The sequence below is a fragment of the Thioclava sediminum genome, from assembly GCF_002020355.1.
GTDB lineage: Bacteria > Pseudomonadota > Alphaproteobacteria > Rhodobacterales > Rhodobacteraceae > Thioclava > Thioclava sediminum.
Map to the genome: position 1 here is coordinate 1 of NZ_MPZV01000003.1, position 22,204 is coordinate 22,204.

Annotated in this window: 25 protein-coding genes and 2 tRNA genes; 13 read left to right on the forward strand and 14 right to left on the reverse strand. The window is 64.5% G+C overall.

Features of this window, described 5'->3' with window-relative positions:
• The 3 genes from BMI91_RS12315 (at position 1) to BMI91_RS12325 (ending at position 1,682) form a co-directional block, all read left to right on the forward strand.
• A tRNA-Asp gene (locus BMI91_RS12315) sits at positions 1-77 on the forward strand.
• Between the two features lie 82 nt (positions 78-159).
• Positions 160-420, forward strand: coding sequence for an RND transporter (locus BMI91_RS12320; RefSeq protein ID WP_078523129.1), 261 nt, complete (start codon positions 160-162; stop codon positions 418-420).
• Positions 417-1,682, forward strand: a complete 1,266-nt coding sequence (locus BMI91_RS12325; protein WP_078605131.1) for a glutamate-5-semialdehyde dehydrogenase — start codon at positions 417-419, stop codon at positions 1,680-1,682. Before BMI91_RS12320 ends, BMI91_RS12325 begins: the two co-directional genes overlap by 4 nt.
• Before the next feature lie 24 nt (positions 1,683-1,706).
• Here the strand turns inward: BMI91_RS12325 and BMI91_RS12330 are convergent, their stop codons facing one another.
• Positions 1,707-2,321: a histidine phosphotransferase family protein gene (locus tag BMI91_RS12330; RefSeq protein WP_078605132.1), complete on the reverse strand. Its 615-nt coding sequence runs from the start codon at positions 2,319-2,321 to the stop codon at positions 1,707-1,709.
• A 25-nt stretch (positions 2,322-2,346) separates the two neighbouring features.
• Between BMI91_RS12330 and BMI91_RS12335 the strand changes: the two genes are divergently transcribed.
• From BMI91_RS12335 to olsA, 3 genes are all read left to right on the forward strand, one after another.
• A complete protein-coding gene (locus tag BMI91_RS12335; protein ID WP_093477165.1) occupies positions 2,347-2,526 on the forward strand; it encodes a DUF3553 domain-containing protein in 180 nt (59 codons plus the stop codon).
• Positions 2,527-2,691: 165 nt separating this feature from the next.
• On the forward strand, positions 2,692-3,468 hold the full coding sequence (olsB, locus tag BMI91_RS12340; RefSeq protein WP_093477119.1) for an L-ornithine N(alpha)-acyltransferase: 777 nt from the start codon (positions 2,692-2,694) through the stop codon (positions 3,466-3,468).
• Entirely contained in the window at positions 3,465-4,292 is an 828-nt protein-coding gene (gene olsA, locus BMI91_RS12345; protein WP_232621756.1) for a lyso-ornithine lipid O-acyltransferase, read from the forward strand. Before olsB ends, olsA begins: the two co-directional genes overlap by 4 nt.
• Here olsA and BMI91_RS12350 read toward each other — a convergent pair.
• From BMI91_RS12350 to tyrS, 3 genes are all read right to left on the reverse strand, one after another.
• Positions 4,268-4,492, reverse strand: coding sequence for a ribbon-helix-helix domain-containing protein (locus BMI91_RS12350; RefSeq protein ID WP_078523132.1), 225 nt, complete (start codon positions 4,490-4,492; stop codon positions 4,268-4,270). The genes olsA and BMI91_RS12350 overlap by 25 nt on opposite strands.
• Positions 4,489-4,671: a DUF4169 family protein gene (locus BMI91_RS12355; RefSeq protein WP_078605133.1), complete on the reverse strand. Its 183-nt coding sequence runs from the start codon at positions 4,669-4,671 to the stop codon at positions 4,489-4,491. The genes BMI91_RS12350 and BMI91_RS12355 overlap by 4 nt, the downstream gene beginning before the upstream one ends.
• Before the next feature lie 74 nt (positions 4,672-4,745).
• Positions 4,746-5,996, reverse strand: coding sequence for a tyrosine--tRNA ligase (gene tyrS, locus BMI91_RS12360; protein WP_078605134.1), 1,251 nt, complete (start codon positions 5,994-5,996; stop codon positions 4,746-4,748).
• 59 nt (positions 5,997-6,055) lie between these two features.
• Here tyrS and BMI91_RS12365 point away from each other — a divergent pair, with 59 nt between their 5' ends.
• Together BMI91_RS12365 and BMI91_RS12370 are read left to right on the forward strand one after the other, a co-directional pair.
• Complete coding sequence (locus BMI91_RS12365; RefSeq protein ID WP_078601552.1) at positions 6,056-7,165, forward strand: anhydro-N-acetylmuramic acid kinase; 1,110 nt, start codon at positions 6,056-6,058, stop codon at positions 7,163-7,165.
• 78 nt (positions 7,166-7,243) lie between these two features.
• Positions 7,244-7,690: a DUF4405 domain-containing protein gene (locus BMI91_RS12370; RefSeq protein ID WP_078605135.1), complete on the forward strand. Its 447-nt coding sequence runs from the start codon at positions 7,244-7,246 to the stop codon at positions 7,688-7,690.
• Here the strand turns inward: BMI91_RS12370 and BMI91_RS12375 are convergent, their stop codons facing one another.
• The 7 genes from BMI91_RS12375 to BMI91_RS12405 all read right to left on the reverse strand — a co-directional run bounded on the left by BMI91_RS12375 (position 7,691) and on the right by BMI91_RS12405 (position 14,618).
• Complete coding sequence (locus BMI91_RS12375) at positions 7,691-8,119, reverse strand: cupin domain-containing protein (RefSeq protein ID WP_078550651.1); 429 nt, start codon at positions 8,117-8,119, stop codon at positions 7,691-7,693.
• Positions 8,116-8,790, reverse strand: coding sequence for a haloacid dehalogenase type II (locus BMI91_RS12380; RefSeq protein WP_078550649.1), 675 nt, complete (start codon positions 8,788-8,790; stop codon positions 8,116-8,118). The genes BMI91_RS12375 and BMI91_RS12380 overlap by 4 nt, the downstream gene beginning before the upstream one ends.
• A gap of 140 nt (positions 8,791-8,930) precedes the next feature.
• Positions 8,931-10,205: a phosphopyruvate hydratase gene (gene eno / locus BMI91_RS12385; protein WP_078541333.1), complete on the reverse strand. Its 1,275-nt coding sequence runs from the start codon at positions 10,203-10,205 to the stop codon at positions 8,931-8,933.
• Between the two features lie 105 nt (positions 10,206-10,310).
• Complete coding sequence (locus BMI91_RS12390) at positions 10,311-11,207, reverse strand: DMT family transporter (protein ID WP_078605136.1); 897 nt, start codon at positions 11,205-11,207, stop codon at positions 10,311-10,313.
• A gap of 64 nt (positions 11,208-11,271) precedes the next feature.
• Positions 11,272-11,991 (reverse strand): endonuclease/exonuclease/phosphatase family protein, encoded by a 720-nt coding sequence (locus BMI91_RS12395; RefSeq protein ID WP_078605137.1) that lies wholly within the window; start codon positions 11,989-11,991, stop codon positions 11,272-11,274.
• 27 nt (positions 11,992-12,018) lie between these two features.
• The gene (locus tag BMI91_RS12400) at positions 12,019-13,449 is read right to left on the reverse strand and encodes a protein adenylyltransferase SelO (RefSeq protein WP_078605138.1); all 1,431 of its coding nucleotides are present in this window, start codon (positions 13,447-13,449) and stop codon (positions 12,019-12,021) included.
• Positions 13,450-13,517: 68 nt separating this feature from the next.
• A complete protein-coding gene (locus tag BMI91_RS12405) occupies positions 13,518-14,618 on the reverse strand; it encodes an AI-2E family transporter (protein ID WP_078605756.1) in 1,101 nt (366 codons plus the stop codon).
• A 179-nt stretch (positions 14,619-14,797) separates the two neighbouring features.
• On the opposite strand from BMI91_RS12405, the gene BMI91_RS12410 reads away from it, so the two are divergent.
• Positions 14,798-14,887, forward strand: a tRNA-Ser gene (locus tag BMI91_RS12410).
• A gap of 107 nt (positions 14,888-14,994) precedes the next feature.
• On the opposite strand, the gene BMI91_RS12415 is transcribed toward BMI91_RS12410, so the two are convergent.
• Positions 14,995-16,197 (reverse strand): aminopeptidase P family protein, encoded by a 1,203-nt coding sequence (locus BMI91_RS12415; protein WP_078605139.1) that lies wholly within the window; start codon positions 16,195-16,197, stop codon positions 14,995-14,997.
• 348 nt (positions 16,198-16,545) lie between these two features.
• Here BMI91_RS12415 and BMI91_RS12420 point away from each other — a divergent pair, with 348 nt between their 5' ends.
• The 4 genes from BMI91_RS12420 to BMI91_RS12435 all read left to right on the forward strand — a co-directional run bounded on the left by BMI91_RS12420 (position 16,546) and on the right by BMI91_RS12435 (position 20,435).
• Positions 16,546-18,204, forward strand: coding sequence for a BCCT family transporter (locus BMI91_RS12420; protein ID WP_078605140.1), 1,659 nt, complete (start codon positions 16,546-16,548; stop codon positions 18,202-18,204).
• A 143-nt stretch (positions 18,205-18,347) separates the two neighbouring features.
• Positions 18,348-19,172: a glycosyltransferase family 2 protein gene (locus tag BMI91_RS12425; protein ID WP_078605141.1), complete on the forward strand. Its 825-nt coding sequence runs from the start codon at positions 18,348-18,350 to the stop codon at positions 19,170-19,172.
• A gap of 64 nt (positions 19,173-19,236) precedes the next feature.
• A complete protein-coding gene (gene aroQ, locus BMI91_RS12430) occupies positions 19,237-19,674 on the forward strand; it encodes a type II 3-dehydroquinate dehydratase (RefSeq protein WP_078550630.1) in 438 nt (145 codons plus the stop codon).
• A gap of 62 nt (positions 19,675-19,736) precedes the next feature.
• Positions 19,737-20,435, forward strand: a complete 699-nt coding sequence (locus BMI91_RS12435; RefSeq protein ID WP_078605142.1) for a DUF2927 domain-containing protein — start codon at positions 19,737-19,739, stop codon at positions 20,433-20,435.
• Here BMI91_RS12435 and BMI91_RS12440 read toward each other — a convergent pair whose 3' ends face one another.
• Positions 20,436-21,173, reverse strand: coding sequence for a sulfite exporter TauE/SafE family protein (locus BMI91_RS12440; RefSeq protein WP_078605143.1), 738 nt, complete (start codon positions 21,171-21,173; stop codon positions 20,436-20,438).
• A gap of 67 nt (positions 21,174-21,240) precedes the next feature.
• Positions 21,241-22,194 carry an aldo/keto reductase gene (locus tag BMI91_RS12445; RefSeq protein WP_078605144.1) on the reverse strand — a complete coding sequence of 318 codons (954 nt, stop codon included), beginning with the start codon at positions 22,192-22,194 and terminating at the stop codon, positions 21,241-21,243.
• Between the last annotated feature and the right edge of the window lie 10 nt (positions 22,195-22,204).

The window sequence follows — 22,204 nt, forward strand, 5'->3', positions numbered from 1 at the left end:
GCGGTTGTAGCTCAGTTGGTTAGAGTACCGGCCTGTCACGCCGGGGGTCGCGGGTTCGAGCCCCGTCAACCGCGCCACTTTCCCCTCCTTTACGGTAAAGTTGCGTTTGTGAAACGCGCATCTGTCGCTTATATCCGGGCGAAGTTTCGGGAGGAGCGTATGCGCTGGATCAAACAGGTTTTCGACCACATCACCCTGCTGCAGGCGGTGCTTTTCGCAGCACTGCTCGGTCTCGCACCATTCACCCCAGAGCCACATATCTGGGAAAAGCTGAAGATGTTGATGGCGGGCACGCTGGTGCGTCCGATCGACTGGTTCGATCTGGTGATGCACGGGCTGCCGTGGATCGTGCTGGCGGTGAAGCTGGCGCAATGGGTGAAGACGGGACAGACCGGGAAATCCGGTAGAGGTGCGCAATGAAAGACGACATGGACGCCAAAGGGCTGATCGAGACGATGGGCGCGGCCGCGCGTGCGGCGGCGGCGGAGCTGGCCTTCGCCAGCGCTGAGGTGAAGAAAAAGGCGCTGGAAGCGGCCGCCGATGCGGTGCTCGCGCGCAAGGGCGAGATCATTACCGCCAATGGCGAGGATATGGCCTACGGCGCGGAGAAGGGGCTGAGCCCCGCGATGATGGACCGGCTGATGCTGGACGACGCGCGGATCGAGGCGATCGCCAAGGGTCTGCGGGCGGTGGCTGCGCAGCGCGATCCGGTGGGCGACACGATCGCGGAATGGGACATGCCCTCGGGGCTGCATATCAAGCGCGTGCGTACGCCGCTTGGCGTGATCGGCGTGATCTATGAATCGCGGCCCAATGTGACCGCGGATGCAGGCGCGCTGTGCCTGAAATCGGGCAATGCGGTGATCCTGCGCGGTGGCTCGGAGAGCTTCCATTCCAGCCGTGCGATCCATGCCTGCCTGCTCGAAGGTCTGCGCGCCGCAGGGCTGCCCGAAGCGGCAGTCCAGCTTGTGCCGACCCGCGACCGCGCCGCCGTGGCTGAGATGCTGCGCGCGACCGAATTCATCGACGTGATCGTGCCGCGCGGGGGCAAGGGGCTCGTCGGACTGGTGCAGGCCGAGGCGCGCGTGCCGGTCTTCGCCCATCTCGAGGGTATCTGCCATATCTATGCCGACGGGGCCGCCGATCTGGATCAGGCGCGGGCCGTGGTGGTGAACGCCAAGACCCGGCGCACCGGGATTTGCGGTGCGATGGAATGTCTGCTGATCGACCGCGCTTTCTGGGACACCCATGGCGGCGTGCTGATCGAGGACCTGCTGAAGGCGGGCGTCGAGGTCCGCGGCACCGGGGAGCTCTTGTCGATCGAGGGCGTCACCGAGGCGAGCGCGGAAGATTTCGGGCGCGAATTCCTCGATATGATCTGCGCGGCGAAGATCGTGGACGGCGTGGATGGCGCGATCGAACATATCCGCCGCTATGGCAGCCAGCACACGGAATCGATTCTGACCGAGAATGACGCCGCCGCCGACCGCTTCTTTGAGCGGCTCGACAGCGCGATCCTGATGCGCAACGCTTCGACCCAGTTCGCCGATGGTGGCGAGTTCGGGATGGGCGCAGAGATCGGGATCGCGACCGGCAAGATGCATGCGCGGGGCCCGGTGGGTGCCGAGCAACTGACATCGTTCAAATATCTTGTGACGGGGCATGGTTCGGTGCGCCCCTAAGGCGCACCGAACATCCCTGAGCGCTCAGAACGCGATCGTGCCGCCCTCGGTGTCGACCGACCAGTCGAGCCTGCGACCCTGCCGCGCCGCCTCGCGCGGCAGCATCGCGAATTGCACCCGCGCGGGCGTCAGCTCCATCTGGGCGCCGTCGAGCACGGCGAAAACTTCCCGATTAGGCCGTGCTTTTTCGGACCGCGCGGTGATCATCCAGCCATCGCCGCAGGGCAGCGCGCGCAGCGTGCCGCCGAAGGGCAGCGCGGTCTCCAGGCAGAGCATCGCGAGAAACGCCAGCTTCACCTCGGTGCGCGGCGCATCGCCCGGCACTTTCCACTCGTAGTCCAGACGGCTCTGCGCCGATAATTCGCCCAACATTCCGGCGACTTCCGCCTCGCCAAGCTGTTGTTCCGCGCCGGCCCGCCCGAACGCCACCCGGAAGAACTTGACGCGCGCATTCGCCGCCGCCACGCTTTGGGTAATCAACTCGAGCTCGGGGCCGGGCGTATCGCCCGTCATGGAGAGTAATTCGACCCCATTGCCGATCGCCCCGATCGGGCTGATAAGGTCATGACACAGGCGCGAGCCCACAAGGGCGGTCAAATCATCGTCGTCCGTACCGGCATTGGCGGTCTCGAATGGCATTAAACTCTCCAATAGGTGAAATGTGATCTATGAAATTCTCGAACCCGGCATGCTGGTCAGAAACCCGGCCCAGCCCGACTGGGGCACCGGACAGGTTCAATCGCGTATCGGCGAAAAAGTGACGGTAAATTTCGAGCATCAAGGCAAGCTTGTCCTGGACGGGCGGCGGGTCGCGCTGGAATTGGTTTTCTCTGAACAAAGTTGACGAATGGTTAACAGCTTCGTGAGGTCGTGTGGGAAACCTTCAACCTTTGGATGTGGCGATTGAACCCTCCGTGATGCGCCGATGACACGGCGCGCACCGCGCGATATTGCCAATCCGGGCGCGGCTTTCTAAACCGGGCCAGCGAAGATCGGCAGGAGGACGCCCGTGATCGACAGCGCCGCATTCGAAATCAGGCTGGCCCGTGATGCCGCCGATCTCGTGGCGTCGCAGCGGCTCCGTTATCGCGTTTTCGTTGAAGAGCTCGGCGGCGGCGGTGAGACGGTCGATCACGAAAATCGTCTGGAAAGCGACCGGCTCGACCCCGTCTACGATCACCTGCTGCTGGTCGACCCGGCACGCGCGGAAGGCGAGCATGTGGTGGGGGCCTATCGGCTGCTGCCCTCGGATCGGCTGGAGCGCGCAGGGCAGTTTTATTGCGACAGCGAATATGACCTTTCGCCGCTGATCGGCACGGGGCGCAAACTCTTGGAACTGGGCCGCTCCTGCGTCGATCCGGACTATCGCGGCGGGGCGGCGATGCTGCTTCTGTGGAACGCGCTCGCCGATTATGTGTTGGCCCATGACATTGAGATTCTCTTCGGCGTGGCCTCCTTCCACGGCACCGATGCCGAGATGCTGAAAGCGCCGCTCTCCTGGTTGCATCACCACCATCTTGCGCCCGAACATATGCGCCCGCGCGCACGGCCCGAAGCCTATCAGCCGATGGACCTCGTGCCCGAGGAGGCGCTGGATCGGCGCGCGGCGCTGGCCGCTATGCCCAATCTGATCAAGGCCTATCTGCGGCTTGGCGGCTTTGTGGGCGAGGGTGCTTTCATCGACCGTCCGTTCAACACCACCGATGTCCTTTTGCTGATGGATACCAAGGCGATGAGCGACAAGCATCGCAGCTTCTACACCCGTCGTTTCGAGGGCCGCGCGTGAGCTGGATCGAGGACGAACCCGATCCCAAACCGCTTGGCGCGCTCGATTGGACGCGGGCTGTGTTGCGGGGGCTGATCTGGGGGCTGATGCTGCTGATCGGGCTGATCGTGCTGCTGCTGGTGCGGCTGGTGGAGCGCCCGGTTCACGGGCTGGTGCGCCCCTGGACGCCGTGGATCACGCAGGCGGTGTGCCGGATGAGCTTCCCGATCCTCGGGATTTCGTACCGCGTCACCGGGCGTCCGATGACCAAGATCGGCGCGGTGGTCGCCAATCACGGGTCGTGGCTCGATATCTTCGCGCTCAACGCCTGCCAGCGGGTCTATTTCGTCTCCAAGGCAGAGGTCGCCAAATGGCCCTTCGTCGGCTGGCTCGCGCGGGCCACCGGCACCGTCTTCATCAAGCGCGACCCGCGCGAGGCCAAGACGCAGCAGGGGCTGTTCGAGGATCGCATCCGCGCGGGCCATCACCTGCTGTTCTTCCCCGAAGGCACCTCGACCGATGCGCGCCGGGTGCTGCCCTTCAAGCCGACGCTGTTTCAGGCCTTCTACAGCCACGGGCTGGAGCGCGTGATGCAGATCCAGCCGGTCACCGTCGTCTACACGCCCCCCGCGGGCGAGGACGTGAGGTTCTATGGCTGGTGGGGCGATATGGGCTTCGGGCCGCATCTGATTAAGGTGCTAGCCCAGAAGCGGCAAGGCGCGGTCGAGGTGGTGTTCCACACGCCGCTCTCCGTCTCCGACTACCGCTCGCGCAAGGAGCTTGCATGGGCGGCGGAAAGCGCCGTGCGCCGCGGCCTGCCTTACGAGATCGCGCGCGCCCGGTAATAGGCCAGAACGTAGAGGCGGATGGCCGTAGCAAGGCCCGTCTCGGTGCCGCGATCCACATCAATTTCGGCTGCCAACTCATTGAGACCAAGGTTTTTTTCGGTCGCGATGTCGCGGAAGGCACGCCAGAATTCATCCTCCAGCGTGACCGAGGTGCGATGCCCGCCCAGCGTCAGGGAGCGTTTCTTCGGTCGGCTCATTCGTCATGCTCGCGCTGATGCCCGTCGAGATCGCGCCGCTCTTTCGTGGCGCGGCTTTCCTGCAGTGTCTTCTCGGCTTTGCTACGTCCGAATTTCTCAGCGTTCACAGAGCCTTGCTCGCGTTTCTTCGCGCGGGCCTGCTGTTTGCGAAACTGATTGAGATTGGTGACCTTGCTCATGAGCAAAGAGTGCCACAGCCGACCGGATCGGGAAAGGGGCTTGGACGCGCCCGCATGAGGCGCGCCCGAAAGGTTTACTCGACTTCGACCAGCGCGTGGCGCTTCTTGCCCGCGCTCAGCTTCACCGGGGTCTCCAGATCGGCGGCGGTGAACATGCGGCCCGGATCGGCGCAGGTCTCGTCATCGACCTTGAGCGCGCCTTCCGCGATCAGCCGCTTGCCGTCCTTGCCCGATTTCGCGAGGCCCGAGCGCACCACGAGCTGCGCAAGGCTGATCCCGTCGCCCAGTTCCTCGATCGTCAGCGTAAGCGTCGGCAGGTCGTCGCCCACGCCACCTTTCTCGAAGACCTCGCGCGCGGTCGCTTCGGCGGCATGCGCCGCGTCCCAGCCGTGGCAGAGCGCTGTGACCTCGTTGGCCAGACGCACCTTCGCCGCGTTGATCTCGGAGCCTTCCAGCGCGCCCAGGCGCTCGCATTCCGCCACCGGCAGGTCGGTATAGAGCTTCAGGAAGCGGCCCACATCGGCGTCGGTCGTGTTGCGCCAGAACTGCCAGAACTCGTAAGGGCTCAGCATGTCGGAGTTCAGCCAGATCGCGCCGCCCTGGCTCTTGCCCATCTTGCGGCCGTCCGAGGTGGTCAGAAGCGGCGAGGTCAACCCGTAGATCTCGTGATCGAGCACACGGCGCGTAAGATCGATCCCGTTGACGATATTGCCCCACTGGTCCGAGCCGCCCATCTGCAGCAGGCAGCCGTAGCGGCGGTTCAGTTCGAGGAAGTCATAGGCCTGCAGGATCATGTAGTTGAATTCGAGGAAGGACAGCGATTGCTCGCGATCCAGCCGCGATTTCACGCTCTCGAAGGACAGCATCCGGTTGACCGAGAAATGCCGCCCGATATCGCGTAGAAATTCGAGGTAGTTCAGCCCGTCGAGCCATTCCGCGTTGTTCAGCATGAGCGCATCGGTCGGTCCGTCGCCGTAATCCAGGTATTTCGCGAAGACCTGCTTCATCCCGGCGATGTTTTCGTCGATCGCTTCGGGCGTCAGCAGCGGGCGTTCATCGGAGCGGAACGACGGATCGCCGACCTTCGTGGTGCCGCCGCCCATCAGGGTAATCGGCTTGTGGCCGGTCTTTTGCAGCCAGCGCAGCATCATGATGTTCAGCAGGTGGCCGACATGCAACGACTTCGCCGTCGCATCATAGCCGATATAAGTCGGCACGACCCCCTTCGCCAAAGCCTCGTCCAGCCCCTGATAATCCGTGCAGTCGGCCAGAAAGCCCCGCTCGATCATCACGCGCATGAAGTCTGATTTCGGATGGTAGGTCATCGTGCTTGTTCCTTTCGTCTGAGCGTGCGTATATCGGGGCAGGCGACGAGAGGGAAGCCATGTTGAAATCCGGGCCGGTCTGGGCAGTTGGCGCCATGTCGGGCACGTCCTTGGACGGGGTGGACGCGGCGCTCGTGTTGACCGACGGAACCCGCATTCTCGATTTCGGCCGCAGCGACTACCGCCCCTATACCGAGGCCGAGCGTGCGACGCTCCACGCGGCTCTCGGGCATTGGCCCGGCGAGCCTGGTGTGGAAGAGGCCTGCGAGGTGGTCGAGACCGCCCATGCGGAACTGCTCAGCGGATTGGGAGAGGCGCAGGTCGTGGGGTTTCACGGCCAGACGCTCGCCCATGATCCTTACGGAATGCAGGGCCCGCGCCGCACCCATCAGGCAGGCGATGGCTCGGTTCTGGCCGAGGTGCTGTCGCGCCCGGTGGTCTGGGATTTTCGCTCCACCGATGTGGAGATGGGCGGGCAGGGCGCGCCGCTCGCCCCGTTCTTCCACTTCGCCTGTGCGAAATACGCCAAGCTCGACGCGCCGGCGGTGTTTTTGAACCTCGGCGGCGTCGGCAATGTCACTTGGGTCGATCCGCGCCAGCCTTCGGCAGAAGTGCCCGGTGCCGTTCTGGCGTTTGACACCGGTCCCGCCAACGCGCCGATTAACGACCTGATGCGGCTCCGGCGCAAGGCCGAGTTCGATGCGGGGGGCGAATTGGCGTTGGCGGGCCGCGTTGACGAGGCCATGGTCGAGGCCTTCCTGACGCATCCCTATTTCCTGAAAATGCCGCCGAAATCGCTCGACCGAAACGATTTCCACGACATCCTGACCCGCGTGGCGGAGCTGGACGACGCGGATGCGGCAGCCACGCTCACGGCCTGCGCGGCTGCCTCAGTCGCGCGTGCGGGCGAGCATTACCCGACGCCGCCCAAGGCGATCTATGTCTGCGGCGGCGGGCGGCTCAACACCGCGCTGATGGTCGCTTTGCAGCGGCGCATGAACGTGCCGGTGCAGCCGGTGGAGGATATCGGGCTCGATGGCGACATGCTCGAGGCGCAGGCCTTCGCCTATCTCGCGGTGCGGGTGGCGCGCGGCATGGCAACCTCGGGGCCCTCGACGACCGGGGTGTCGGCGCTGATCGGCGGCGGCAAGGTCTCGCGGCCCGGCTAAATTCACATCACTTGACGCCGATCATGCCGCGCCGCGGCGGACGGCGCTAAGATTGGCCTCAACGCAGAGGGTAATTCTATGTCTGAAACTCCAACCGATCCCTATCCCACGCCGCAGGCGCGCAAGCAGGCCCCGTTCTCGAACCGGGCCGCCGCAGTCTTCCTCGCGGGGCTCAGCTTCGTCGTCATGGTCATCTCCGGCCTCGTCGTCAGCATCGCGCCCTCGGGCCGGGTGGCGCGGGATATCGACTGGTCGCTCCTCGCGCTGAACCGCGCCGATTGGGAGCTTTTGCACCTCGCGATGGGGGTGCTCTTCATCTTCGCCGGGATCTGGCACATCAAGCTGCACTGGCCGGTGATCCGCAACCTGCTGTGGTCGGCGGCGGCGCAGACGCTGTGCCACCGGCGCGAGCTGGCGCTGGCAGTCGGGCTGGTGGGCGCGGTGATCGTGCTGACGCTGCTCTGGTGGCCGCCTGTCAGCTGGCTCGATCAACTGGCCCGCTGGGCGAGCATCGGGCTCTGGTGATCAGCGGGGGATGTCGAAGCCTCTCGGGGCCAGTTCGAAGCCCTCGAAGCGAAAGCCCGGCGAGACGGTGCAGCTGACGAGGCTCCACGCCCCGGTGGAGCGCGCCGATTGCCACTGGCCCGCGGGCACGATCCCCTGCGGTTGATCGCCGCCGAGCACGTCGGGGCCCAACAGCAGTTCCAGCACCGGCCCCGCCTCCTGCGGCGCGATATCGAGCTGCACCGGCGCGCCTGCGTGGAAATGCCAGATCTCGGTCGCATCGACCCGGTGCCAATGGCTGCGCTCGCCCGCTTTGAGCAGGAAATAGATGCAGGTGCCCGCCGGGCGCGCACCGTCTGCGGCCTCCGCCTCCCAGGTCTGGCGGTAATGTCCGCCCTCGGGATGGGGCGCGAGACCGAGGGCTTCGATGATCGCGTCGGCCTCACTCATGCGAAAAGCTCCTTCGCCAGCGTCTCGAAATCGGGCGCGATCGCGTCCCATTCCTCGCTCGCCACAAGGTCCTTGTCCTGAGCGGGCCCGTATTCGGTGGGGCGCGGCACGAAAGCTGTCTGCAGCCCCAAGGGCCGGGCAGCTGCGAGGTCGTCGTTATGCGCGGCCACCATCATCACCTCTTCGGGCGGCAGGCGCAGCGCGGCGCAGGAGGCCAGATAGACCTCGGGCTTGGGTTTGTAGTCGCGGGCGATATCCGCGCCGAGAATGCAATCCCACGGCAGCCCCGCATGGCGCGCAAGCCGCGTCATCAGCGCGATGGACCCGTTGGAACAGGGCGCGATGATCGCATGGCGCCTCAGCGCGTGAAGGCCGCCGACCACATCGGGCCACGGGGTCAGCCGCTCCCAGACATGCGAGAGGCTATCGGGCGCCGAGACCGCAAAGCGTTTCGCCACCCGGTGCAGGTTCTCGCGATGCAGATCGTCGAGCGCCACATAGCCGCGCCCGCCGTCGCGAATGCGCCGCATCGCAGGATCGTATTCGGCGCGCCACGCATCTGCGAAGGCAAGGGAATCGATCCCGGGAAAGGCGATTTCCACCTCATGCGCGACCGAGTTGCGCCAATCGACACAGGTGCCGAACACATCGAAAATCAGAGCCTTGATCATGGCCCGACAGTGACGCGGATCGCGGCGCGGCGCAATCGCCCCTTCGGCTTGGCTCAAATATCCTCGCCGAAGGCGAAACGAAAACCCCCGGCGAAGCGCGTGCTCCGCCGGGGGCTTGGGTGTCTCAATTCAAGACGCGCTCAGCGCAGGATCGAGCGACCCGCATATTCCGCGGTCTCACCCAGCGATTCCTCGATACGGATCAGCTGGTTGTATTTCGCGAGCCGGTCCGAACGTGCCAGCGAGCCGGTCTTGATCTGACCGCAGTTCGTGGCGACCGCGAGATCGGCGATGGTCGCGTCCTCGGTCTCGCCCGAGCGGTGGCTCATCACGTTGGTGTAGCCCGCGCGATGCGCCATATCGACGGCCTGCAGCGTCTCGGTGAGGGTGCCGATCTGGTTGACCTTCACCAGCATCGAATTCGCGACGCCCTGCTTGATGCCATCGGCCAGACGCGTCGGGTTGGTCACGAAGAGATCGTCGCCCACCAGTTGCACCTTGTCGCCCAGACGCTCGGTCAGGAGCTTCCAGCCTTCCCAGTCGTCTTCCGCCATGCCGTCTTCGATCGAGATGATCGGATAGGCGCCCAGCAGCTTCTCGAGATAGTCGACATTCTCTTCCGAGGTCAGCGACAGGCCTTCGCCCTTCATCTCGTATTTGCCGTTCTTGTAATATTCGGTCGAGGCGCAATCCATCGCGAGGTAGATGTCCTCGCCCGGCTTGTAGCCCGCTTTCTCGATCGACTTCAGGATGATGTCGAGCGCGGCGGTGGTCGAGCTGAGTTCCGGCGCGAAGCCGCCCTCATCGCCCAGACCCGTCGTCATGCCTGCCGCCGAAAGCTCTTTCTTCAGCGTGTGGAACACTTCCGAACCCATGCGCACCGCGTCGCGGATATTGCCCGCCGAGACCGGCATGATCATGAATTCCTGGATGTCGATCGGGTTGTCGGCATGCTCGCCGCCATTGATGATGTTCATCATCGGGACCGGCAGGACACGCGCCGAGGTGCCGCCAACATAGCGGTAAAGCGGCAGCGTCGAGAAGTCGGCGGCCGCTTTCGCGCAAGCCAGCGAGACGCCGAGGATCGCGTTGGCGCCGAGGCGGCCCTTGTTCTCGGTGCCGTCGAGTTCGATCATCGCGCGGTCGATCTCGACCTGCTCGGTGACGTCCTCGCCGACGAGGTTCTCCGCGATCTCGCCGTTCACGGCCATGACCGCTTCGAGAACGCCTTTGCCCATGTAGCGGGCCTTGTCGCCGTCGCGGCGTTCGACCGCCTCATGCGCGCCGGTGGACGCGCCCGAGGGCACGGCCGCCCGGCCCATCGTGCCGTCTTCGAGGATCACGTCGACTTCGACGGTGGGGTTGCCACGGCTGTCGAGAATCTCGCGGGCGTGGATGTCGATGATGGTGCTCATGGGGGGCGCTCTCCTCGGGCTCCGGTTGATGCTTGGCTAGGTGCATACACCCGTGCTGCGCCTGCGAAAAGGCCGTAAGGGCGATTTCTGGAAGAAATGTTACCGCTAACGGCGGCCTTCACGACGCAATTTGGCCTGCCGCCACAGCGCGTAGAGGCCAGAGCCCACGATCACCGCCCCGCCAATGAGCGTCCAGCGATCCGGCGGCTCGGCGAAAACGACGGTCGAAATCACCACGGCGAAGGCGAGGCGCGAATAGCGAAACGGCATGATGACCGCGATCTCGCCCAGCCGCACCGAGGCGATCAGCGCGTAATAGCCCACCGGCCCGATCGCGAGCGCGCCCGCAAGGTAGAGCCAATCCATCGGCTCGGGCGTGACGATCGGCTCGGGCAGGACTGCCAACAGCACCAACCCTAGCGGCAGCACGCAGAAGAAGCCCAGCGTCGCCACCTGCAGCGAGGTCACATCGCGCGGCACGCGCCGCGTCGTGACGTCGCGCATCGACAGGCCGATGACCGCGCCGACCGCGAGAAGCGAGAGCATCGAGAATTCGTCCGTGCCGGGGCGGATCACGACGAGCACGCCCAGAAAACCGATCAGAATGGCCGAGAGCCTGCGCCAGCCGACCCGCTCCTTGAGAAAGATCGCCGCGCCAAGCGTGGTCGCAAGCGGCGTCGCCTGATGGATCGCGGTGGCCTGGGCCAGCGGCGTGAAGGCCACGGCGGAGACGAAGAAGCCGGTGCCGACGATCTCGCCCAGATTGCGCAGCCAGAGCGCCGAGGACAGCAGCGAGCGGGTGAAGATCCGTTCGCCTTTAAGCTTGGCGAGCACCGCGAAGATCGTCGCGCCGCCAAGCCCCACGGCGGCGAGAATTTGCCCCACCGGCCAGTCGCCCGCGAGCATTTTGATGAACATATCCTCCAGCGCGAACCCTGCCATCGCGAGGATCATCAGCATCGAGCCGAGCAGGTTATCGTGGTCGGTGGGTTCGGGTGTCATGGGGCGCTCCTGACCGGATGGTCAAGGCCCACCTAGCGCGGGTGTGATCGGCCTTCAAGGCGCGTCACGAACTGGGATGCGCCCGGGTGACGATGCCACCGATATCGGCCCAGATCGGCAGGTGATCCGAGGCCACCCGCGCCAGCGGCGTATCCAGCACGCCCTTGCGCACCACGCGCAGACCCGGCGAGGTCACGATCCGGTCGAGCTGGCCGATCGGCGCGCGCGACGGGTAGGTCGCGCCCGGCGCATGGATGTGAAACCCGGTCAGCGCCTCGAACCCGTGCCGCGCGCGCCATTCGTTGAAATCGCCGATGGCGAGGGTGGGGTGCGGTTTCACCCCGGCCATGATCTCCGCGATCCGCGCCCATTGCGCGCGCCGATCCGTGCGCCGCAGCCCCAGATGTGCCGCGATCAGCAGGAAGGGCGCGCCGCTGTCGGGGGCGATATTCACCGCGATGGCGCCGCGTGGCTCGAGGCCGGGCAGGGTGACCGGCTCGACCCCCAGCACCCGCGAGCCGCGCCGCACCAGCACGACCTGCCCATGCCAGCCCAACGAGGCGGCGGTGGTGCGGGGCATGTCGTGGCGGATGAAGTCGGTCTCTTCCTCGATCAGTTTTTGCGGCAGCGCCGCTGGCCGCTCGCCCATGCGCTTGTCGACCTCCTGCAAGGCGATCACATCGGCATGCAGCGCATTGATGACATTCACGACCCGCGCCGGATCATGCTTGCGGTCGGTCCCCACGCATTTGTGCAGATTGTAGGAAGCGATCCGAAGTGTCATTTTTCTGAGTGCCTTACAGGGTGTTCTTTATGTGCCGCAGAAGGTCCGATACACCCGTTCATCGGATTTCGGCGCAGCTTCATATGCGGCGTAACGCGGGTCCTCCGCATAGGGATCCGCGAGCGCGGCCATGAGGCTATGGAGCGGGCTGTCATCGCCTTCGACCGCCGCCGCGATCATTTCCTCGATCCGGTGATTGCGCGGGATGCGCAGCGGGTTCGCGGCGGCCATGACGGAGTGCGGATCATCCTCGCTGGCGATCCGCTTTTCCCAGCCCTCGCGCCAGAGATCAAAGGCCATCGGCTCGGTGAATTCCTTGCTCGCTGTCTTAGGATCGCGCCGCAACGCACTGAACACGCGCGTGAAATCGGCTTTCTCGGTCGACATGCGGTTCAGCAGATCCTCGATCAGTGGCAGATCGTCCTCGGTCGCTTCCGCGATGCCGATCTTGCGGCCCATCAGTCGCAGCCACTCGCGCTGATAGACGCCGATGAAGCTGTCGACCGCGGCGCTCGCCTGTTCGATGGCGGCATCATCGTCACCGATGAGCGGCATCAGGCAGGTCGCGAATTGCGCGAGGTTCCAGACCGCCACTTGCGGCTGGCGCGCATAGGCATAACGCCCTTGTTGGTCGATGGAAGAGAAGACGCGCCCCGGATGGTAGTGGTCCATGAAAGCGCAGGGGCCATAGTCGATCGTCTCGCCCGAAAGCGCCATATTGTCGGTGTTCATCACGCCATGGATGAAGCCGATTGCCATCCATTTCGCGACCAGCTCGCCTTGCTTCGCCGCGACCGCGCGCAGCACCTCAAGTGGTGTCTTACAATCTGAATAGTGGCGCTCTATCAATGTGTTGAGAAGCGTTCTTAATCCTTCGCGGTCATTGCGCGCCGCGAAATACTGGAAGGTGCCGACGCGGATATGGCTGCGCGCGACGCGGGTCAGGATCGCACCGGGACGCCCCGAGGCGTCGCGCACCACCGTCTCGCCCGTGCGCACGGCGGCCAGCGCGCGCGTCGTCGGCACGCCCAGCTTCGCCATCGCTTCGCTGAGAACATATTCACGCAACACCGGCCCGAGCCACGCCCGCCCGTCAGAGCGACCGCGCGAAAACGGCGTGCGTCCCGCGCCTTTCAGTTGCAGATCGAAGCGCTTGCCGTCCGGCGCCACGATCTCGCCCAGCAGCACCGCGCGCCCGTCGCCCAGACGCGGCACGAAGCCGCCGAACTGATGGCCCGCATAGGCCTGTGCGATCGGTTCGGCGCCTTCGGGCATCGTGTTGCCCGCCAGCATCGCGAGCCCCTCGGGGCTTTCCAGCCAATCGGCATCGAGCCCCAAACGCTCGGCAAGGTCGCTGTTCAGGATCACCAGCTCGGGCGCTTTCACCGGTTGGGGCGGCTGACGCTCGAAGAAGCTGTCGGGCAGGCGGGCATAGCTGTTGTCGAAGGGAATGGTCATAGGGTCTCCTTGCCTCCCTATCTAAGCCTCGTGCCGGTCAATCCAATCCCCGTTTTCGGTCGCGCCGCTTAATGCTCCATATCCGGCAGACCTTCGCGCGACAGCAGCACCGCCAAGGGGCGCAGGCGCGGGCTTTGGGCGCAGATGATCATCAGCGCCACCATGATCGGCACGGCGAGGAACATCCCCGGCAGCCCCCAGACAGCGCCCCAGAAGGCGAGCGAGATGATGATCCCGAAGCTCGACAGCCGCAGCGCATGGCCCATCAGCATCGGGTCGATCACGTTGCCGATCACGAATTGCAGGATGCCGACCGCGATCAGCACCGTGCCCGCGGTATAGGGGTTCTGCGTCAGCACATAGACCGCGAGCGTCGCGATGACGGTTGCGATGATCGAGCCGATCGAGGGAATGAAGTTCAGCGCGAAGGTGATGATCGCGACCGGCAGCGCCAGATCGAACCCTCCTACGGTGAAGACGCCGTAGACCGCGACGGCGGTGACCGCGCTGACGATGGCTTTCACCAGAAGGTAGTGGTTCACCCGGCGCATGATCGTGCCGACCATTCGCGCGATCCGCTCGGCGCTCTCGGAATCACCCATCAGCGAGTTGAGCTTGGCGTCGAACCAGATCCGCTCGGCAAAGAGGAAGCCCACGAAGAGAATGATCAGGATCGTGGCCGACAGCAGGTTCGAGGCCTGACCCGCCAAGGTCGTCAGATAGCCCGCCACCTGAATGCTCTGCATCGATTCCAGCACCGATTGCTCGACCTCGGGGCCCATCCAGCCGAAGAGCTGCGCGATCGCCTGCTGCGCGGGGCCCGCATAGTTCAGCACCATCGTCACGACCGTGTTGACCTGAGAGATCAGCACCGCGCTCAGCGTCAGAAGGCTTCCCGCGATCAGCGCCAGCGCCACCAGCGAGGCCAGACGCGGCGGAATCGAGACCGGCCCGATGCGCAGCCGCCCGACCGCGTTGATCGCCTCGGAAGTCAGCGAGAACAGGATGATCGCGATGGCCAGCGAGATCAGGATGAACTTCGCCTGCACCATCAGGAACAGCGCCAGAGCAAAGGCGATGATGCCCAGAAGCACATTGGTGAGCGCACGCGGCTCGAACGCGCGCCCATCGATCAGGGCAGGGTGGCCCTCATCGGGAGTGTCCTTCATCTTCATCATCTTCCTGTGCCTGACCCTGACGGGGCCGTAACCGGTTTTTCTTATGCTAGGAGCCGCCGCGCAGGCGCGCAAGCGCCGAACCCGCGTGATTTCAGGGCTTTTTCATGACCTGCGCATTATTCCGGTTCGGGTCTTGCATCCCGCCCGGATTTGCGGATAAACCCGCCGGCGGAGCGGTGGCCGAGTGGTCGAAGGCGCACGCCTGGAAAGTGTGTAGGCGGGGAACCGTCTCGAGGGTTCGAATCCCTTCCGCTCCGCCACAATCCCCCAGTATTCGTCAATAGTACCCGCTTTGCGCAGGCCGCGCGTGACCTCTTTTCGGTCATGTCCACGCGGGCAGGCGCGCCGCCCGCGTGTTCGGGTCACCTCAACCCACCACGTTGAACGCGGGGCCGTAGGGATAGCCGGTGATGTCCTCGCCGCCGTCCTCGGTGATCACGAGGATGTCGTGCTCGCGGTAGCCGCCCGCGCCGGGCTGGCCCTCGGGGATCGTCAGCATCGGCTCCATCGAGATCACCATGCCGGGCTCCAGCACCGTGTCGATATCCTCGCGCAGCTCCAGCCCCGCTTCGCGCCCGTAGTAATGCGACAGCATCCCGAAGCTGTGGCCATAGCCGAAGGTGCGGTATTGAAGCAGGTCGCGCTCAGCGAAGATGGCGTTGATCTTCTCGGTCACCTCCGCGCAACTCGCGCCGGGCTTGAGCAAGCTCATCCCGTATTCATGAGCGGCGACATTCGCCTCCCAGATCGCGCGCGACGCATCATCGACCTCGCCGACAAACAGCGTCCGCTCCAGTGCCGTGTAATAGCCCGAGATCATCGGGAAGGTGTTCAGCGACAGGATATCGCCACGCTGCAACACGCGCCCCGTCACCGGGTTATGCGCGCCGTCGGTGTTGATGCCGGACTGGAACCAGACCCAGGTGTCGCGATACTCGGCCTCGGGAAAGCGCTTGGCGATCTCCAGCTCCATTGCGTCGCGGCCCGCCATCGCCACGTCGATTTCGCGCACACCTTCGCGGATCGCCTCGCGGATCGCGTAGCCACCCACATCGGCGACGGCCGCGCCTTGCCGGATCAGCGCGATCTCGGCGGGGGATTTGTGCATCCGTTGCCGCATCGTGGCCGGGGCGATGTCATGGGTCTGCGAGGGCTCGAGGAAATCCTGCAGGAGCGCCGCCTGCGCCAGCGTCAGGTGATCGGATTCGACGCCCAGAACGCGGCGTTTGCCCGTCACCGAGGCAATCGCGCGCCAGTAATTGTTCCGCGCCCAGTCGGTATAGGTGATGTTATCGCCATGGCAGCGCCGCCACGGCTGCGCGGCATCGATCCCCGCCGAGATCGTCACGCTGTCGGTCGGTGTCACGACCAGCGCGTAAGGCCGCCCGAAAGCGCAGTACAGAAAGCCCGAGTAATAGGCGATATTATGCATCGAGGTGAACAGGCAGGCCTCAATGCCCGCTTCGGTCATCGCCGCGCGCAGACCCGCGAGCCGTGCGTCGTATTCGGTGGCGGCGAAGGGCAGGATGCGCTCGCCTTGGTGAAAGCGGTAAAAAGCAGGACGGTCCATCGGCACTCTTCCTTATCAGAGGCCACAGCGCGCCGAGGGACGATCTTCCCCCGTCGCGCGCTGCGACAAAGCAAGATCCCGGCGTGCAGGATGGGTGAGACAGGGCGGGCGCAAGCTGCGCCGGCGACGCCATCGCCTTCAGCCCTGCGCGGCAGATTGGGCGAAAATCTCCTCGCTGCCAAGCCCCTCCATTCCGTCGCGTGCGATTTGCTTTTTCACAAATCGGCGGAACCCGGCGCACGCATGAAACATTGATCGATCCGAGGGAACCCTGCCGAGACGTGCGGGGATTGGGCGCCCAGTTTCGTCAACCGACGCGATCCGGCGCACCAACAGAAAGGGAGACCAATGCACGATAAGATGCCGCAAGAACGGCTGTTCATATTCCCCAAGGTCCACAAGACGGTGTTCCTCGTCTCTGCGGTCCTCATCATCGGGTTCATCATCTTCGGCGCCATGTTCAGCGATCAGGCCAAGGCGCTCTTCACCGGCTTGCAGGACTGGCTCGCGACCAATCTAGGCTGGGCGCTGATCGTCGAGGTGAACCTATTCCTCGCCGCAACGGTCTTTCTCGCCTTCGGACCTTATGGCGATATCCGACTGGGTCGCATGACCGACAAGCCCGCTTACGGGCTTTTTTCATGGACGGCGATGCTGTTCTCGGCCGGGATCGGGATCGGTCTGATCTACTGGGGCGTGGCAGAGCCTCTGTATCACTTCTTCGCCCCGCCTGTCGGTGAGGCGGAAACCCAAGCCTCCGCCCGGCAAGCGATGACCATCGCCTTCATGCACTGGGGCTTTCAGGCCTGGGCGATCTATGCGGTCGTGGCGCTGGCGCTGGCCTATTTCCACTTCCGCAAGGGCCTGCCGCTGACGATCCGCTCGGCGCTCTATCCGCTTCTGGGCGAGAAGATCTACGGGCCGTGGGGCTCTGCGGTCGATATTCTCGCGGTGTTCGGCACCATGTTCGGGATCGTGACCTCGCTGGGTCTGGGCGCGATGCAGATCAATTCGGGCCTCGGCACCGTCTTCGGCATCGACCAATCGCCCTTCGTACAGATCATCATCATCGCCTGCATCACGGCGGCTGCGACCCTTTCGGTCGTGGCGGGCCTCGATGGCGGGATCAAGCGACTGTCGAACCTCAATATCGGCCTGTCGATCGTGTTCCTCGCCTTCATGGTGATCGTCGGGCCGACCATCTTCATCTTCGACCTCTTCGTCCAAAGCTATGGCGATTACATCGCGGAGCTCGTCAGCTGGGGCTCGTGGACCGAGGCGTGGCAGAAGGACGGCTCGTGGCAGAATAGCTGGACCATCTTCTACTGGGCGTGGTGGATCTCCTGGTCGCCCTTCGTGGGCGTCTTCATCGCGCGCATCTCGAAAGGGCGCACGATCCGCGAATTCGTGGTGGGCGTGATGCTCTTGCCGACCACGATCATGTTCTTCTGGTTCTGCGCCTTCGGGGGCACCGCGCTCGACATCTCGCTGGGCGGTGACAGCACCATCGTGGATGCAACGAAAAACGCCTATGGCGACGCGATGTTCGCGCTGCTCGAGCATTTCCCGCTGGCGAGCCTGATGTCGGGCTTCGCTGTGATCCTGATCGTGATGTGGTTCGTGACCTCCTCGGACTCGGGTTCTTTCGTGATCGACATGCTGACCGCGGGCGGCGATGCCGATCCGCCGAAGGTTCAGCGGATCTTCTGGGCGATCACGGAAGGCGCGGTGGCCTCGGTGCTGCTGCTCGCAGGCGGGCTGAACGCGCTGCAGGCGGCGGCGGTCGTCGCGGGCTTCCCCTTCGCGATCGTGTGCTTCTTCATCCTCATCGGCTTGCTGAAAGCGCTGCGATGGGATCCCTTGATGCTCTATCGCCACAACCAGCGCTACCAGAGCGACGAGGAGGCCGATCATGCGATGCCCTCCGAATTGCCGGGCGATCTCTACGGGGCCGATCCGACCCCGCCGCCCGCACCGCAGGGCGCGCAGGCTAAACCTGCGGAATGATCGCAAGATCGAAGACGAGAGAAGGCCGGGCCACAGCGCCCGGCCTTTTCACATGGCGCGCAGGAGGGGCCGGAATGGCGTTAGGAAATTCTTAATCGTGTTGACGCAGCGTTAGTGGAGTTCCTAACGGATGGGTAAGGTCGATGAAGATTTCCCTGATCACTGCGGTCTACGATGCCGAGGACACCGTCGGCGACGCCATCGCCTCGGTCGCACGGCAGAGCCACCGCGATCTCGAGCATCTCATAATCGAAGGGCGCTCGCGCGACGGCTCCCTCGCGGCGATCGAGGCTGCGCGCCATTCTCGGATGATAGCTTTCAGCGAGGCGGATGCAGGGCTCTACGATGCGCTCAACAAGGGTATCGCGCGGGCCACGGGCGAGGTCGTGGGCTTCGTTCATGCCGATGATATGCTGGCCCATGGTGATGCGCTGGCCCATGTCGCCGCGGCTTTCGCCGATCCGCAGGTCGAGGCCGTCTTCGCCAATCTCGATTATGTCCTGCGCGGCGATCCGGGTACGGTGATCCGTCACTGGGCCAATGGCGGCTTCACCCCGGCCAAGCTGCGCCGGGGTTGGGCCCCCGCGCACCCGACGCTCTACCTGCGGCGTTCCACCTATGCGCGGCTGGGAGGCTTTAACACCTCTTACCGGATCGCGGCGGATTACGACTTCATGCTGCGTGTCTTCAGCGCGCTCCAAGGTCGCGCGGTCTATCTGCCCGAGCTTCTCTACAAGATGCGGCTGGGCGGCGTCAGCAACCGCTCGCTCGCGCATCTGCGGCGCAAGATGGTCGAGGATTATCGGGCGATCCGCGCCAATCATCTGGGTGGGCCAGTCTCGGCGCTCGGCGTGCTCGCGCGCAAGAACCTCTCCAAGCTGCGCCAGTTCGTCGAGCGTGACCAAGGCGCCACCACACCTGCCGATCACGCCCTTTTGCTGGACGTGAACCCGCGCAAGGCCCTATAGCTTGGGGAAATGATCCGCGCTGGGGGCAGGGCGCGCCCGTCCCACGCGCCATCCGGAGCGCAGAATGTCGAAGACCATCCATATCCTCAACGGCCCGAACCTGAACCTTCTGGGCAAGCGCCAGCCCGAGATTTACGGCTCGGACACGCTCGAGGACGTGGAGCGGATCTGCCGCGAGGAGGCGCAGCCCAAGGGCTTCGAGGTCGCGCTGTTCCAGTCGAATTTCGAAGGCGAGATCGTCGAGCAGATCCACCGCGCGCGCGACGCGGCCTGCGCCATCGTGATCAATGCCGGCGCCTATACCCACACCTCCGTCGCGATCCTCGATGCGCTCAACACCTTTGAGGGGCCGGTCTTCGAGGTGCATATTTCCAATGTTCACAAGCGGGAAAACTTCCGCCATCATTCCTTCATCTCGCAACGCGCGGAGGGGGTTCTGGCAGGCTTCGGGATTGAGGGCTACGCCCTCGCCACCCGCCGCGCCTGTTCGGTTCTGAGTTAAGAGGGGGCTTTAAGATCGGTCTGCAAGGGTCTGAAAAGGTAGCAGGAATTTCGCGCCGGGTGATGTCCGGTGCAGCCAGTCTCGCGCTTGCACTCAGCCTCGCGCTCCCCGCGCAAGCGCGCGACACCGCCGCTGATCGCAACATCGCCAATTCCGGTAAGATGAGCGATCGGGACTTCTACCGGGCGATGGCCTGCGCCGCGCGACCTGGGGGCGCCTGCACCTTGCCCTATCGCCGATGGGCCGCGAGCAAGTGCAGCGATCTCACGGTGGGCATCGCCTTCCGCTCGAAGCACTTCCCCGCCAAGCGCGCCCATGCCATCGAAGAGGCCGCCCGCGCGGCGATCGACCAGATCAACAAGACCGGCGCCGCGCTGCACCTGAGCTACGCCGGCGCGCGCCCCGCCGATATCAATCTCTATCTGACCGACACGCCCGTGGGCGGCACCGTGCGGGGAACGCCCTCGATGCGGCTCAACGGCAGGCGGTTAGGACCGGGCACTGTCGCGAAGGTGACGTTCTATTGGCAGACGAATACGGGTCGGATCACCGACGCCGATATCGCCTTCAGCCGGGACATCCAGATGCGCGATATCCGCTCGGTCGTTCTCGAGGAAATCGTGCAGTCGCTGGGCTTCTCGACCGATCTGGAAGACCCGTACTACACCCAAAGTTCGATCTTCTCGGAGAACGGGAATTCGGTCACGCGGCTGATCGGGCAGGATGCGATGACGCTGCGCAGCCATTACCCGCCGCGCTGATCACATCACCTGCATCCCGCCGCGGATCAGCAGCAGAACCGACAGCACCGCCAGCATGATCTGGATGACCCGCATGTAGAGCTGCTGCGACAGCCGCGCGGTCAGCCAACGGCCCGCGACGGTGCCCACGATGCCTGCCACCGCAAGCCCCGCGACCAGCGACCAGTTCAGCCCGTCGAGCTGGCCGATCACCCAATAGGCGGGGAGTTTCACGATATTGCCGATGGCGAAGGCGATGGCGATGGTGCCCGCGAATTCCAGCTTCGGAAGCTTCTGCGGCAGGAGATAGGCCTGCACCGGCGGCGCACCGGAATGGGTGATGAAGCTCGCGATGCCGGTCAGCGTCCCCCAGAACAGCCCCGGGACGACCTTCGCCTCGGCTTGGCTGTCGTCATGCCGTTTCAGCCACGCCCGCGCGACATGCCAGATCCCGATCAACCCAGTGAAGACCAGCAGCGCCCATTCGGGCGTGTAGGGCGTGATAAGGGTTGCGATGGCCACACCCGCGAGGATCGCAGGCACGAGGATATAGAGGTTCCGCTTCGAGAAATGGTGGCGGTAAAGCCAGACGCCCACCCAATCGGTCACGATATAGACCGGCAGCAGCGTCGCCGCCGCCTTCACCGGGTTCATGAACAGCGCCAGCATCGGCACCGCGATGGCCGCAGCGGTCGAAAGCCCACCCTTCGACATCCCGACGATCAAGGCCGCCACGATCAGCAAAACGGTTTCATACATGTAAACGGGGTCCGGTCGGGAGGGGAGGATCGGGCGGCCCGGCGGGCCACCCGAGAGTTAGGAGATATTAAGCGCCCGCGTCGGTCAGGCGGCGCATTTCTTCGTCAGTCAGGCTCATTTCGACGGCTTTCGCGAAGCTTTCCACTTGCGACAAGCTGGTGGCGCTCGCGATCGGGGCGCTGACGCCTTCGCGGTTGATCAACCATGCCGTCGCGACCTCGGCCGGTTTCGCACCTTTCTGGCTGGCGACATCTTCGAGCACGTCGAGGATCGCCATGCCACGATCGGTCAGGTATTTCTCGACCATTCCGCCACGCTTGCGGCCCTCAAGATCGGCTTTCGAGCGGTATTTCCCCGACAGGAACCCGGCGGCGAGCGAGAAATAGGTGACCACGCCGATATTCTCCCGCAGGCAGAGATCGCGCAGCGGCCCGTCGAAGCCGTCACGGTCATAAAGGTTATATTCCGGCTGGATCACCTGATAGCGCGGCAGCCCCTCTTTATCCGCGGTCTCCAGTGCCGCCGTCAGCAGATCAGCATCGTAATTCGACGCCCCGATCGCGCGCACCTTGCCTGCCTTCAGAAGCTTGTCATAGGCGGCCAGCGTCTCGACATGGCTGACGCTGTCATCGGGCCAATGCGAGAAATAGAGATCGACGTGATCGGTCTTGAGCCGCTCCAGCGAGCGGTCGATGGCCTTGGAAATCCACTCCGCACCGAGACCTTTCTCTCCCGGCCCGCCCATATCCGAGCCGACCTTGGTGAACAGCTTCACCTTCTCGCGCATGCCCGGACGCGCCTCGAACCAGCGGCCCAGAACCGTCTCGGATTCGCCGCCCGAATTGCCCTCGGCCCATTTCGAATAGACGTCGGCGGTGTCGATCGCGTCGAACCCGTGGTCGATGAAGGCGTCGAGGATGCGGAAGCTTTCGGCCTCGTCCAGCGTCCAGCCGAACACGTTGCCGCCAAAGACGATGGGGGCGATCTCAAAGCCTGTCGTGCCCAAGGGGGTGCGTTTCATGGGAGGTCCT